At 38.7% G+C, this 14410-nt stretch carries 13 protein-coding genes and 2 riboswitches; of the genes, 4 read left to right on the forward strand and 9 right to left on the reverse strand.

Annotated features, from left to right (window positions below; all coding sequences use genetic code 11):
* Positions 1 to 5 precede the first annotated feature (5 nt).
* The 7 genes from RGU12_RS05045 to RGU12_RS05075 form a co-directional block, all read right to left on the reverse strand.
* A complete protein-coding gene (locus RGU12_RS05045; RefSeq protein ID WP_309535089.1) occupies positions 6 to 260 on the reverse strand; it encodes an aspartyl-phosphate phosphatase Spo0E family protein in 255 nt (84 codons plus the stop codon).
* A 501-nt stretch (positions 261 to 761) separates the two neighbouring features.
* Complete coding sequence (gene cbpA, locus RGU12_RS05050) at positions 762 to 1391, reverse strand: cyclic di-AMP binding protein CbpA (protein ID WP_309535090.1); 630 nt, start codon at positions 1389 to 1391, stop codon at positions 762 to 764.
* Positions 1392 to 1572: 181 nt separating this feature from the next.
* Entirely contained in the window at positions 1573 to 2115 is a 543-nt protein-coding gene (mtnD, locus tag RGU12_RS05055; protein WP_309535091.1) for an acireductone dioxygenase, read from the reverse strand.
* A 32-nt stretch (positions 2116 to 2147) separates the two neighbouring features.
* Positions 2148 to 2774 carry a methylthioribulose 1-phosphate dehydratase gene (locus RGU12_RS05060; protein ID WP_309535092.1) on the reverse strand — a complete coding sequence of 209 codons (627 nt, stop codon included), beginning with the start codon at positions 2772 to 2774 and terminating at the stop codon, positions 2148 to 2150.
* Positions 2767 to 3429 (reverse strand): 2-hydroxy-3-keto-5-methylthiopentenyl-1-phosphate phosphatase, encoded by a 663-nt coding sequence (locus tag RGU12_RS05065; RefSeq protein WP_309535093.1) that lies wholly within the window; start codon positions 3427 to 3429, stop codon positions 2767 to 2769. Before RGU12_RS05065 ends, RGU12_RS05060 begins: the two co-directional genes overlap by 8 nt.
* Positions 3426 to 4670 (reverse strand): 2,3-diketo-5-methylthiopentyl-1-phosphate enolase, encoded by a 1245-nt coding sequence (gene mtnW, locus RGU12_RS05070; RefSeq protein ID WP_309535094.1) that lies wholly within the window; start codon positions 4668 to 4670, stop codon positions 3426 to 3428. The genes RGU12_RS05065 and mtnW overlap by 4 nt, the downstream gene beginning before the upstream one ends.
* A gap of 71 nt (positions 4671 to 4741) precedes the next feature.
* A riboswitch (SAM riboswitch) is annotated at positions 4742 to 4849 on the reverse strand.
* 112 nt (positions 4850 to 4961) lie between these two features.
* A complete protein-coding gene (locus tag RGU12_RS05075; RefSeq protein ID WP_309535095.1) occupies positions 4962 to 6137 on the reverse strand; it encodes a pyridoxal phosphate-dependent aminotransferase in 1176 nt (391 codons plus the stop codon).
* A gap of 93 nt (positions 6138 to 6230) precedes the next feature.
* Between RGU12_RS05075 and RGU12_RS05080 the strand changes: the two genes are divergently transcribed.
* The 3 genes from RGU12_RS05080 (at position 6231) to mtnA (ending at position 9733) form a co-directional block, all read left to right on the forward strand.
* On the forward strand, positions 6231 to 7019 hold the full coding sequence (locus RGU12_RS05080) for a carbon-nitrogen family hydrolase (RefSeq protein WP_309535096.1): 789 nt from the start codon (positions 6231 to 6233) through the stop codon (positions 7017 to 7019).
* An 81-nt stretch (positions 7020 to 7100) separates the two neighbouring features.
* Positions 7101 to 7260, forward strand: a riboswitch (SAM riboswitch).
* A 228-nt stretch (positions 7261 to 7488) separates the two neighbouring features.
* Positions 7489 to 8682 (forward strand): S-methyl-5-thioribose kinase, encoded by a 1194-nt coding sequence (gene mtnK / locus RGU12_RS05085; RefSeq protein ID WP_309535097.1) that lies wholly within the window; start codon positions 7489 to 7491, stop codon positions 8680 to 8682.
* 4 nt (positions 8683 to 8686) lie between these two features.
* The gene (mtnA, locus tag RGU12_RS05090) at positions 8687 to 9733 is read left to right on the forward strand and encodes an S-methyl-5-thioribose-1-phosphate isomerase (protein ID WP_309535098.1); all 1047 of its coding nucleotides are present in this window, start codon (positions 8687 to 8689) and stop codon (positions 9731 to 9733) included.
* A 176-nt stretch (positions 9734 to 9909) separates the two neighbouring features.
* On the opposite strand, the gene RGU12_RS05095 is transcribed toward mtnA, so the two are convergent.
* Entirely contained in the window at positions 9910 to 10398 is a 489-nt protein-coding gene (locus tag RGU12_RS05095; protein ID WP_309535099.1) for a methylated-DNA--[protein]-cysteine S-methyltransferase, read from the reverse strand.
* 99 nt (positions 10399 to 10497) lie between these two features.
* Positions 10498 to 12258: a methyl-accepting chemotaxis protein gene (locus tag RGU12_RS05100; RefSeq protein ID WP_309535100.1), complete on the reverse strand. Its 1761-nt coding sequence runs from the start codon at positions 12256 to 12258 to the stop codon at positions 10498 to 10500.
* A 336-nt stretch (positions 12259 to 12594) separates the two neighbouring features.
* Between RGU12_RS05100 and RGU12_RS05105 the strand changes: the two genes are divergently transcribed.
* Entirely contained in the window at positions 12595 to 14340 is a 1746-nt protein-coding gene (locus RGU12_RS05105) for a B12-binding domain-containing radical SAM protein (protein WP_309535101.1), read from the forward strand.
* The last annotated feature ends 70 nt before the right edge of the window (positions 14341 to 14410 follow it).

The raw sequence follows: 14410 nt of genomic DNA on the forward strand, positions 1-14410 counted from the left end.
ACCATTTATGATTTGTAGCTGACTTTTTGAAGTGCGAAAAATAACATGGCTTTTTTTAAAAACTGACGAAAAAGTGAATGGTTTCGTTCTGCTGCTTCTGCTCGTTGATAGATATTTATAAGTTCATCAAGTTCTTGACTACATTCGATTGTTTCATTACTTGTAAACCCCGTACTATTAGCAATAGTGATCATTTCTTCTCTTTTTCTATTAATTTCGTCTAATAGTATCTGTTTGTAATCTACACCTCTGGTTTCCAAAGTTTCCACTCCTTTTATTCACACGTTAGGAGACCCTAACGCCGCATACAACTATCGTATGCCAACCAATACTACCTTTGGTCCATGCTCCTTAGTTGTTACTCTATGAATTATTACAAAATCTACTAATTATGTAAATAGATTCGCAAAAATAGACATTTTTTTCTTTGAAAAATTTACAAAATTGTGTACGACATCGCTTACACTTCACTTTTCGCATATTTTCGACGTTAAGGACTTTACAAATATCGACAGGGTTTTTAATAGAAAAGACCTATAAGTATTACACTTATAGGTCTCAGACTGTTGACAAACGCTCCCATACTGCGTTGCTTGCCTCTCTCGTCCGCTCATGAAGGCAACTTCTATTCTTGTCTTCGATCGGCTGCGCGCCTTGTCTGACAAGCGTTTTCAAGACAGTCTGGGGAAGTAAATTATATCTAGGTATCCTGAAAAAAATCGTGTAGACAAAGTCAATACTGACTTTGTCTACACATTGCTTTATTTTATTCGATCGATATGTGTAACGCGAAACTCCTTCGCTTCTAGCTTTCGTTTAATCTGCTGAATTTTTTCTTCTCCAAGAGAACCAGGTAGATTTAAAATAATGCGTCGAAGATATTTTTCACCATTATCTAGCGTGAGCATGCCATCTATATTTATATCACTGATGAGCGATACAAGTTCTTTAATTGCACCTTTATGTTCAATCGTAGCGATGGTTAACGTATATCCACCCGTTTTCATGCCAAAAGAGTCCTCAAGAACATCCATAACATTCGCATGTGTGATGATTCCCTGAAATTCCTTTTCCGAATTCAAAACTGCAATAAATGGCAGACGACGAATTGTTAAAAACGTCTTGAAGAAGGAATCTTCCTCGTTAACGAATGCATCCTTGCTTTCAACAAGTATAGATATATTTGCATTCGCATCTCCATTTTTTTCATATAAATACTCTAAGATATCTACTTTATAAATTAACCCTTCGAAAACAGTACCATCTTTTGATAATACAGGGACCGAGCGAAATCCTGTATCATTTAATAATTGAAGGGCTTGTTGAACCGTAAATTTGTCTTCACAATACTTCACATCTGGTTTCTGGACAAAATTATAGCGAATTTTCATCTTTTCCACTCCTCATTCATATAGAAGAATTCCTTCATTACCTTTATTATATGCATATAAAAGCTCGTAATCTAATGAACAAAAATGTAACATATTTATCCATTTGTGTAAAGAATATTCTTACTATTTCAATTCAAAAAAAACTTTATGGAAAAGCTCCATAAAGTTCTTTCTTTCTTACTTAGTTTTGCGCAAATTCTGGGTCTTTGAATGGATGTGCCACCCAACCAGCTGGATCAATAAATAAACGTACGGCAACCACTTCACGATCATCCATAAGAGTGAAGAAGTGCGGAGTCTCAACAGGCACAGAAATCACATCACCTGCTTCTAGTTCTACATCAAAGTAACCAGTGTCTCCACTTCCTTTAATAATAAAAATTCCATGACCAGCTACAATTGCCCGAACTTCATCCTCTGTGTGAACATGGACTTGTTCAAATTTCTTTAATAGTTCATCAAGATTTGGAGTTGCATCAGATAAAGCAATGACGTCCCATTTTTGATAGCCATTACGCTCTGCAAGAGATTTGATTTCTTCTTCATAAATGGATAGGATTTGCTCTTTTTGCTCGTCGTTAATTTTGCAGTTTCCTCTTAATTCTCCTGGTAGTTTACTAGTATCCCAGTGCTCATAAAGGACTCCTTGTTCTTGTAAAAACGCTGCAACTTTTTCTTGACCTTCTATTCTTTCACCTGTATTACGTAATTTAATATTTGCCATTTTCTACACCTCTTTCATATTATTTGTTCTATTTAAACCCTTATTTGCAAGGGGTTTAATGCTAATAGTTTCAAATGATAGCTAAAAAGGAATTCGTATGCCTCAAGATGTTTTTTTGCATCGAAAGCATTTTTAGCCCAAACTGTGATACCGTGATTTCGAATCAGGACAGCACCAAAGTCATCGTTAACATGCTCACTAAAATTTCGAGAAAGTGTTGGGATATCCGCATCATTTTTAATAATCGGTATGCGTATTTCCGCATCTTCCTCCCATAATCCAAGCGCCTTAATAATTTCCTGACCCTTAAAAACAACCTCACCCTTATCAGCATATAGCTCAGAAATGACATTGTTATCAACTGTATGGACATGAAGGCTGCAGCCTGCATTTGTTCTGTTATAGATTTCCACATGTAATAGTGTTTCTGCAGAGGGCTTTAAATGAGTAGGGGTAACAGGGAAACCCGACCCATCCACTAATAAAAAATCCTCATCAGTTCTCTTTTTCTTGTCCTTACCACTTGCTGTTACAAGGAAGGTGATAGGATGATCAGAGACCTTGATTGCTAGGTTTCCACTGGTCCCCATGAACCAATCGCGATTTGCGAGTTCATCCTTGATATCCGCAAGCTCTGTCCATTGCTTAATCCTAAGCATTGGTCACAACCTCCTTTTTCAAAATCTCCATCACATCAAAAAAGGAATGAAAGGATGAATGTTCAATCCCCAATTCTTCACATTTTTCAATTAAGAAATCTCTTGCAATGACCTTATCCGCTAGCTTTGCCGCCTGAAGATCGGTGATGGAATCGCCAATAACGATTTTATAATCATCTTGATTTGTGAGCTTTCGAATCAAGCTTGGCTTACAGCAGCCACACTCATTTGTGCACTCAACATCACACGTATATGGCCATAAGATTTTAATTCTATCATTCGAAAAATCAGATTGATTACAATAAATTTGCTCCTTAGCAATGAGACCCTCTAGCAATGGCTCAACAAAAAAGTCAATCCCACCACTTACAATGTAAAGCTGAATTCCTTGTTCTTTCGTGTATGCAACAAACTCTTTGAATCCATCACGAATTTCCGCATGGTTTAGAATGTAATTCGTTATCTCTCCCCTCCAGGCTGAGGGTAACAGAGAGAACATTTTACTCACACCCTCTTGTATCGGGATTTCCTGCGAGAGGACTTGATCCTTAATTTCCTCCCAACCAGCTGGAGCAAATTTTTTCATAATGGCTATTATGTTATCGGTATTTGTGATTGTGCCATCAAAATCACAGAAAATAATAGGTTTGTTCATCGCTGTACCTCTTTATATCCCCATAAATCAATTGCCTGTTTTAGCTCTGAATGATTTTGAGCGAATTCAACAAGCGTCTTTCCAGTCAAGACTGCATCGACTGCAGCATGAAATGCTTTGCCACCACCAATTGCACCGTTCGGATGCCCATGAACACCACCACCAGCATTAATTACACTGTGTTTCCCAAAATCATTGATAAGCAGTGGCACCAATCCTGGATGTATGCCGGCAGATGGTACCGGAAATGAAGGCTTAAATAATTCATCCGTTTTCGTTAATTCAGCTGCAATCGCCAATGTTTGTTCTCTTTCAAGAGCAACACTACCATATGGTGAAGGGAACAAGACAAGGTCAGCACCTGCATATCGTAGTAGTTTTCCAAGCAATAGTTGGTTTGAAAATCCGTAAAATTCAGACGGCGTGAGTGTACCACTAACAGCTGGATGAGCCATAATCGGAACTGAAACTTCTGGGTCCTCTGCTATGCCCTGAAGAACATCAAGTCCATATGCAAATACATTAAACAATAACAGGTCAGCACCAAGCTCTACAGCTTTTCTTGCTTTTTCTTTTAATTCAAAGGTTCTACCAGTTAAGTTCACGGCATAAAGGGCACGGTGACCGGTTTCAGCGTAAACCACCTCAAGCACTTTTTTACCTTCTGTGATTCGGTCTTCAAATGGAGTTAAAGGATTCTCAAAGAGTATTTCATCATCCTTAATGAGATGGACTCCACCAAGTGCCTGCTCACGAAGTTGTTCCTTGAGATACTCCATGTCTCTTCCAATTACTCCTTTAAAAATGCTCATCACCAGAGGTCTATCAAATACTCCAAGTTTTTCGCGGATGCCGTTTAATCCAAACTTTGGACCAGGAAAGGTAGCCTTCAATTCAGTTGAAAACTCCAAATCTAGCAACTTAACTTCCCCATCAAGTGATAGCTTCCCAAAGGTAGTGGTTAAAATCGCTGGTAAATCAGCACTAAAATTTGCACTTGGGTATGCAATTTTGATGATTCCTTTTTTCACTTGTTTTCCAAGATAATGACTTGCTCGATCGTCCACATCAAATTGTTCAACACTTATTACTTTTCCTTTATGTTTTTTAAGTTGTTCCTGTTCAAGTTTTGGCAAAGTCGTCCAAGAACCGACCGTTAAACCTAGTGCGATGCCTTCCGCTTTTTCCTCTAAGTTGTTACTCGTATCATGTACCAAATATGTAGCAATCACTTCACTCATGTTTAACCCTCATTTCAAACATACTAAAAATAAAAAACCTCTTCATAAGAAGAGGTTAGCAAACTAACATCTTCTTATCTCTCAGCGTAACGCTGCAAGAATTAGCACCGTGCTTACCTTTTCGTAAGTCGGTTGCCGGGCTTCATTGGGCTAGTCCCTCCGCCTGCTCTTAATAAGAAAATTGATTTTATATAGCATGTTGAGCCTCGTTTAAAAACGACCTCAACCTTTATTAAACTTAATTTAATTAGGATTATGACAGGAATTATTTTTCTTGTCAAACGTTTTTTATTATTTAAACAAATCCAACTTTTTAATTCGGTTTGCGGCTTCAACTAGTCGATCTTCGTCTGTTAAAAGACCAACCCGAACATAGCGGTCACCATATTCACCGAATCCAATTCCTGGTGCCACTGCAACATGAGCTTTTTCAAGTAAGAGATCAGCAAAGCTAACAGATGTGTATCCTTCAGGTACGGGTAGCCATGCGAAGAAAGAACCTTCAGGTGCTTTTACATCCCACCCAATGTCCTGAAGTGCACCGATGAAGGCGTTTCGTCTTGATTCGTACTTATCCACTAGTTCTTTTACACAGTCCTGTGACTCGGTTAGTGCTGTTGCTGCCGCTGCTTGAATTGGACTGAACAAACTAACATACATATGGTCTTGAATGAGATTTAGAGCTTCGATAACGCTTGGGTTTCCAACCGCAAAACCAACTCTCCATCCGGCCATGTTATATGTCTTTGAAAGTGTGTAAATTTCAATCCCGATATCCTTGGCCCCGTCTATTTCTAAGAAACTGATTGGTCTTTTCCCTTCAAATCCAATTGCACCATATGCAAAATCATGCACGACACAAATATCATGTTCTTTTGCAAAAGAAATGGTTTCTTCAAAAAATTCCTTTGTCGCTACAGCTCCGGTTGGGTTATTAGGATAATTTAAAAACATAACTTTTGCTTTTTCAAGCGTTTCTGATTCAAGTTCTGAGTAGTCAGGTAAAAAGGCATTTTCCGCTTTCAGTGGCATATATGCCATTTCGGCTCGAGCAAGTTCAACTCCTGACCAATAATCGGGATACCCAGGATCCGGAACTAACGCAATATCACCTGGATTTAATAGGCATTGTGGAATCTCAACTAATCCTGCCTTCCCTCCAAAAAGAATCGCAACCTCTGTATCTGGATCAAGTTCAACTCCGTATTCACGTTGATAAAATTCTGTTGCTGCCTTCTTTAAGAAAGAATGTCCACGAAACGGAGAATATTTATGAAATTTCGGTTGTTCAGCGCCCCTTTTTAATGCCTCAACGATGTGTTTTGGGGTTGGCTGATCTGGATTTCCCTGACCTAAATTGATGACATCGTGCCCCTGGGCAACAACGTTATTCACCTTTGCAACAAGTGAAGCAAAAAACTGCTTCGGTAAATTTTGCAGGATTTCAGATTGTTCGAAATTTTTCATGTATACACCTTCTTCAAAATACTTGAAATACTAGTCTAATATCATATATTGTTAGAGTTAACTTGTAAAGTATCATTTCACAGGAGGTTCCCAATGAATCTAAAAATTGCATGTATTCAGTATGATATTCAATTTGGAAAACCGCAAGAAAATTTTGATCTTATCTCTGAAGAGATCGAAAAAACAATGAACCAGGATAAACCCGATATTATCGTCCTCCCAGAGCTTTGGACAACTGGGTATGACTTAACAAGATTAAATGAAATTGCAGATGATAACGGGAATGAAACAAATGCTTTTATAAAAAATTTAGCAAAACAATATTCAGTTAATATTATAGCAGGCTCGATTGCCAAAAAGACTGAACATGGCGTTACAAACACAATGTTTGTCTTTAATCGTGACGGAGAAATAATCGGTGAATATAGTAAGCTCCATCTCTTCCAACTCATGGATGAGCATTTGTATTTACAAGCTGGCGAAGCAAAAGGTGATTTCACGATTGAGAACATACCCGCTGCAGGCGTTATTTGCTATGATATACGCTTCCCTGAATGGATACGCGCACATACAACAAGTGGCGCTGAAATTCTATTCGTGGTAGCGGAGTGGCCACTTCCTCGGCTTGAGCATTGGCGTACTTTACTCCTAAGCCGAGCAATTGAAAATCAATGCTATGTCGTTGCTTGTAATTGTGTTGGTAGTAACCCTGATAACGTATTTGGCGGTCATTCGATGATTATCGATCCTTGGGGAACAATTATTGCCGAAGCAGGCACGGAAAGCACAACATTAATTGGGGAAATTGACCTTAGCAAGGTGCAAGAAGTTAGAAAGCAAATTCCGATTTTCCAGGATCGTCGACCGGATTTATATAAATAAAAATATATTGACAATTATGTGTATTCGTTGTTATGATTCTCATCAGTATTAATAAAAAATTCAAATATCGTTATACTTGATCTCTTATCAAGAGCAGGCAGAGGGACTTGGCCCTATGAAGCCCAGCAACCGACCGTAATTCCATTGCAAAATGGGGCGCTAACTTTATAGCGCAGGGAAAAACCCACAAGGCACGGTGCTAATTCCAACAGGAAACATTTGATTTCCTGGCAGATAAGAGGTTTGATGCTGTGTCTTCAAGCCTCTTTCAATGTGAAAGAGGCTTTTCTGTTCGAAAAGCCTCCCAGACTGTTGAAAAACGCTCGCATACGTCGTTGCTTGCCTCAATCGTCCGCTCATGAAGGCAACTTCTATTCGCGTCTTCTCTCGGCTGCGCGCCTAGTCTGACAAGCGTTTTCAAGTCAGTCTGTAAAAATAATATTAAAAAATATTACTGGAGGTATATAAAATGGCAATTTCACATCAATCCATTTATGAACGATTAACAGAAAGTACAGCGGTGGCATTAGCCACACGTCTTCGCTTGTTTGAAGAAGGAACAGTACTGCAATGCAAAGAAATCGGAGATGGAAATCTAAATCTAGTTTTCCATATTACCCCTATAGATAGCGATAATGGAATCATTATCAAGCAAGCTTTACCATATGCAAAGGTCGTTGGAGAGAGTTGGCCATTATCCCTTAAACGTGCAACCATCGAAGCAAATGCATTATTAACGGCTGCTGACTATGCACCAGCACTTGTGCCAAAGGTTTATTATACGGATGAGCAACTAGCCATTACAGTAATGGAAGACCTTTCCCGTTTACAAATAGCAAGAGCTGGCCTAATTGAGGGTAAAAACTTCCCTCTTTTATCAGAGCACATCGGAACATATTTAGCGAAAACCCTATTCTATTCATCAGATTTTGGACTAGAGCCACTTAAGAAAAAAGTGCTAGTGCAAAAATTCATTAACCCTGACCTGTGTAAAATTACGGAGGATCTTGTATTCACCGATCCATTTTTTGATATCGATACGAATAGCTTTGAAGAAGAGCTACGAATTGATGTTGAGCAAATTTGGGTAGACCAATCACTTAAGCTTGAGGTTGCAAAGTTAAAGCAAAAGTTCTTAACACAAGCAGATGCTTTATTACATGGGGATTTACACACGGGAAGTATTTTCGCAAGCGAGACAGAGACAAAAGTAATTGATCCGGAATTTGCTTATTTTGGACCACTCGGCTTTGACCTTGGGCAATTCATTGCCAATCTTTTAGTAAATGCCATTTCGCGGAATTCCGAAAACCGTGAGCCGCTCTATCAGCATATTGAAAAAACATGGGATGTGTTTTTGGCAACCTTTACACATGCTTGGAAAAAGGATGCTGTGGAACAATACCGTGATACTGATGGCTATTTGGAATATGTTCTTGAGCAAGCATTTGAAGATGCAATCGGATTTGCAGGCTGTGAGTTAATTCGCAGAACAATCGGGCTAGCCCATGTTGCCGATTTGGATGGAATTGAAAACTTCGAGGAGAGAATCTCAGCGAAACAGCATGCCCTTCGTTTAGGAAAAGCGTTAATCCGTGACCGTAAGTCTATTAAGGAACTGCGAATTCTACGAAACTATGTAGACAAAACAGCTAAGGAGTGACATCATGACGAACATAAAAACTGTTCCACAATCGGTTCAGTGGAATGAAACTTCTATCAAACTATTAGATCAAACAAAACTCCCGTTAGAAACTGTATTTATCGACCTAGTTACAATTGAGGATGTATGGGAAAGTATCGTTTCTTTAAAAGTACGTGGGGCTCCGGCAATTGGAATTACGGCTGCCTTTGGCTTAGCTTTATCTGCAAAGAGCTATGAAGAAACGAATTTGGAAGAATTTAAGGAAAAACTCCTTAAAGATAAAGAATATTTAGCGAGCTCACGCCCAACTGCTGTTAACTTAATTTGGGCATTAAATCGCTTGGTTACTAGTATTCAAGATTCAACATCCGTAAATGAAGCAAAAACTACACTCATCCCTGAGGCCATACGTATTCAAGCAGAAGATGAAGCGGTTTGTCGCCAAATCGGTGAGCATGCTCTTGGGCTCTTCCAGGATGGTTTTAAAGTATTAACAATTTGTAATGCAGGTTCTATTGCAACTGCTCGCTACGGCACTGCACTTGCGCCCTTCCATTTAGCAGCACAACAGGGCAAAAATCTTAAAGTCTATGCTTCAGAGACACGACCTGTTTTACAAGGGGCTCGGTTAACCACATGGGAATTGCTACAATCAGGTGTTGATGTAACATTGATTACAGACAATATGGCCGCTCATACGATAATGGAAAAAGGAATCAATGCTATCATCGTGGGAGCTGACCGGATAACAGCAAATGGAGATACCGCTAATAAAATTGGCACTTTTAATTTAGCGATATTAGCCAAAACATTTGGTATTCCATTCTATGTTGCTGCACCTCTATCCACGTTTGATGTGTCCCTAGAAAGTGGTGAAGAAATTCCGATTGAGGAACGAAATCCGGAGGAAGTTACACATTTACATGGAGTTCGCATAGCTCCAGAAGGTGTTCAAGTGTATAATCCAGCGTTTGACGTCACCCCAAATGAACTTATTACAGCCATTATTACGGAAAAAGGGATCCTACAAGGTGATCTTGAGGCCGAGATTAAACATTTGTTTGAATAATAAAGAGTTTATAAGGAAATCCAGTGTGCGGCACACTGGATTTTTTCAGATTACGCGAGCTATCTATTTTAATTTGAGTCTATCGACTTTATTTTGATTCTATCGATTTTAATTGAATTCTATCGACTTTACTTCAGTTCTATCGTTTTTAGCAAAAATCCAAAAACTTGCCCCGATCAAAACACACCTTCTAATTCCAACAACTTTTCTTTTAAATCGGTTCTTGTGCCAGTATATCCTGTTAGTGATTTGTCCTTTCCAATTACCCGGTGACATGGAACAACAATGGGGATTGGATTTTTCCGATTGGCCTGCCCGACTGCACGTACGGCCTTCGGATTATCAATCGCATTTGCAATGTCCGCGTAACAACGAGTTTCACCGTAAGGAATTTGCAAAAGTTCATTCCACACCTTTTGTTGGAAAGCTGTCCCGCTAAACTTAATTGGAAAACTAAATGTTTTGCGTTCACCTTTAAAATATTCATCTAGTTGTTTTTTAATTTCTACAAGCACCTCGTCATTAGGTGCATAAGTAGCATCATATTTTTTCCTAACTTGTTCCCAGTCGTCATCAGATAATGAGATATCAAGCAATTCTGTTTCGCCTGCGAGGATATAGATTGTTCCGAAAATATCCGTTTGCATGTCACTATATTTATACATTAAGCAACGCTCCCTTCTCTTTCATTTATTTTACAAAACCTTATCACATTTTTGTAAAAAGGAAAACCAGTACTCTTCTATGAGCACTGGCTATTTGTTCTACAGCTTGAACTTACTAATCAATGTGTTTAGTCTGCTTGCTAAATCTGACAGTAGTTCAGAGTGATCAGAGATCGTTTCCATAGAACTATTTGTTTGCTGAACAGAGGCAGAGGTTTGCTCAATTCCTGCTGCAGATTGTTCGGAAACTGCTGCAATGTTATCAATTGATAAATTGATCTCGACCGTACTTCCTGCGATTATATCGAGGTTTTCGGAAATGCTCCGGATGCGTTCAACCATGACGGTAACTGCATCGTGGATATCCTCGAATGTTTGACCTGTTACTTGAATTTGATTAGCCCCTTCATCCACCTGACTATATCCATCTAGTAAGACGCGGGCAACAGAATTCGATTCTTTTTGAATGCTGTTAACAATATCAGTGATGTCTTTAACTGAATGAGATACTTGCTCTGCAAGCTTTCGAACTTCATCAGCTACAACAGCAAACCCTCTCCCATGTTCCCCCGCACGAGCAGCTTCAATTGCCGCATTAAGAGCTAAAAGATTGGTTTGATCCGCAATATCACGAATGACCTTGACAAGAGTAGAGATTTGCTTTGTTTGTTCATCGAGTCCTTTTACCTTCTCCACAGAGAACTCCATGATGCTGTTAATTTTGTTCATTTGCTCTGTTGAAGCGTTCATGAATTCATGACCCTTTTTCGTCATTTCTAAAACATGTTGTGATGACTCATTAATTTGACTTCCATTTTGGTTAGCTGTCTGGATTTTCCCAGCATATTCCTCCATCATTTTTGCTAATTGCGTTGACGAATGCGCTTGTTCCTCAGCCCCTGTTGACAGTTCTTGGACAGTTGAGGCAATTTGCTGACTCGCCGCCTTCACTTCGCTTGATGAAATCATCAATTCTGAACTCTTTGAAGCCACTTGGTCAGAGACAGTTGTTATCTCACGTATCATGGAACGAAGGCTCGAATTCATAATATTTAACGATTTGCTCAACAATCCGATTTCATCCTGTCCTTTAATTTCTATCTCTTCGACCTTTAGGTTCCCATCGGCAACACGATTTGAAATGATCACCAAATTTTTTAGCTGTTTACCAATATTACGGCCAATCATAACTAGGCTCAAAATGGCGATAATAGTTGATGCCACAATTGAAACCAGTAATACAACAATAGTTCCGGAAACATTTGAATTTGCTGCTGTTATCGAACGATCACTCTTCACTTTTATATTAGCCCGTAGCTGATCCAATTGTCGGACAGTATCCTTAATAATTTGCTCTGCTTCTTGGCTAGATTCAATTGAACTTAGCTTATTCGCTGAAACAACAGCCGGGAAAACTTTATCGTCAAACAAAGTAGTGAGCTTTTGTTTATTTTCACCCACTTTGTTATAGAGCTGAAGCTCAATTGTTGTCAGAGACGGTTTTAGTTCCTTTGATAATTCGTCATATTGTTTACTTAAATCTTGAAAGGACGTCACATGTTTGCCATTGCTGTCTTGTATGTAAATACTAATCTCACTTCCTAGTTGATTGAAAACGCTCGCTATCTCAGTAATGAGAATTGATTGTTCTCCGCTTTTCTTCACTTCTTTCATTTCATTGCTAATATTAAAAAGTTGAATAAAAATGATGAAGGCTGATAAACAAAATAATAGAATCGTAAAGGTAAACGCAACACCAAATTTATAGCCTATCTTTAAGTTGTGCCACCAAGCAGTTAGTTTAATTGATGACTTTTTACGCACTACTTTTTCCCTTTTTTTTCTTTTTGACCCCTTCAATCTTCTGCCCCCTTTGGTAAACTCTCTCTCTATTTTTGATGTGTTGATAAATAAAATCGCTTTCACTATTTCTTATTATAGTAGAAATTGTCACACTTTGGAATAAATTCTGTTAATTTGTCGATAAAAAGCTTCCGGTATTTGGTTCGGCTATCCTCCTGTGGTAAAATATATTAGTTATTGACTTTATTCAACTGAAGTTTAAAAACTCAGTTAAATAAAGAAAAGCCTCCGGCGGATGCCTCAGATTTTCAAAGAAAATTTTCGAGCACGCTCGAGAAAATCTGAGCGCAGATATTCCAAGGCGTATTTGATAAATGATTAAGGAGCAAGAGAATGAACATTGTTGTAAGTACATTAAATGCAAAGTATATCCATACAAGTCTGTCGATTCGGTATTTAAAGGCATATGCCGCGCCTGAATTTGATGTAACAATGGCTGAATACACCATTAAAGATCCAGCCATGAACATCGTTACTGATTTGTATCGAAAAAAACCAGAAGTAATTGGCTTCAGCTGTTACATTTGGAATATCGAGGAAACGATTAAAGTTATTAAAATGCTCAAAAAAATAAATCCGGAGCTAATCATCATTCTAGGTGGTCCAGAGGTGACCTATGATGTGCATGAATGGTTAGAACGCATTCCAGAGGTTGATTTCATTGTCATAGGTGAGGGTGAAGAAACGTTTAAGGATCTACTTACGGCTATACGTGATGGTGAAAGCACAGATGAGATAAGTGGTGTTGCTTTCCGTACAGAGGAACGATTAAAGATCAATCCACAGCGAAATAAACTAAACTTAAAAGAATTACCAACACCTTTTCGATTTGAAGAGGATCTTCCTCATTTGTCAAAACGCGTAACATATATTGAGACAAGCCGCGGTTGTCCATTTAATTGTCAGTTTTGCCTATCATCCATCGAGGTTGGTGTCCGCTATTTTGATCGTGAAAAAGTCAAGGACGATATTCGCTTTTTAATGGACCATGGAGCAAAGACTATCAAATTCGTTGACCGAACCTTCAATATTAGTAGAAGCTATGCGATGGAGATGTTCCAATTTTTAATTGATGAACACCGACCAGGAACGGTCTTCCAGTTTGAAATAACGGCAGACATCATGCGCCCTGAAGTCATTGACTTTCTAAATAAAAATGCTCCTGCAGGATTATTCCGGTTTGAAATCGGTGTCCAATCAACGAATGACTTGACGAACGAATTAGTGAAACGGAAGCAAAACTTCTCTAAGCTACAGCGTACTGTCATGATGGTTAAAGAAGGTGGAAAAATTGATCAGCATCTAGACTTAATTGCCGGTCTTCCTGAGGAGGATTACCACTCCTTCCGAAAAACCTTTAACGATGTATTTGAGATGCGACCTGAGGAGCTACAGCTTGGCTTTTTAAAAATGCTTCGTGGAACTGGAGTACGAATTCGTGCAGCAGAGCATGATTATAAATATATGGATCATTCACCATATGAGATTCTTGGAAACAATGTCTTGAGCTTTGATGATATTACACGAATAAAACAGGTTGAAGACGTGCTTGAGAAGTATTGGAATGACCATCGTATGAATGAAACCGTGGAATATTTGGTAACCCATAGCTTTGAAACGCCATTTGATTTCTTCCAAGACTTTGGGACCTATTGGGACGAACGTGGATGGTCACGAATTGGCCACCAATTGGAGGATTTATTTAAACGTCTCTACGAGTTTCTTCAAGAAACAAACCAGGAACAGCTTCCAGTGATTGAAGCGATCATGAAATATGATTATTTACGAAATCAGAAGTACAAACCACGTAAACCGTGGTGGGAGGACCTTGTTAACAAACAAGATCGAGCGACCTTCTATCAGGAGATTGTGGAGAATCCAGATGCTTTAGGTGAGGAATTTAGACAATTACAGCTTCAGGAAAAAGATTTGTACAAGCATACTGTTGTTGAAAAAATCCCATTTGACCTTGAAACTTATAAACAAACAGGTGCAGTTACACTTCAGGATACGTATTTGCTTGTTTATTTTGACCCAATTGAAAAACAAGCTAAAGTCTTTTCTCGAAAAATTTCGTAAAGAAAGAGTCAGCGCAGCTGACTCTCAGAGTGTAGACAAAGTCATTATTGACTTTGTCTACACGATTTAT

Source organism: Ferdinandcohnia sp. QZ13 (assembly GCF_031324165.1).
Taxonomy (GTDB): Bacteria; Bacillota; Bacilli; order Bacillales; family Bacillaceae_L; genus Ferdinandcohnia.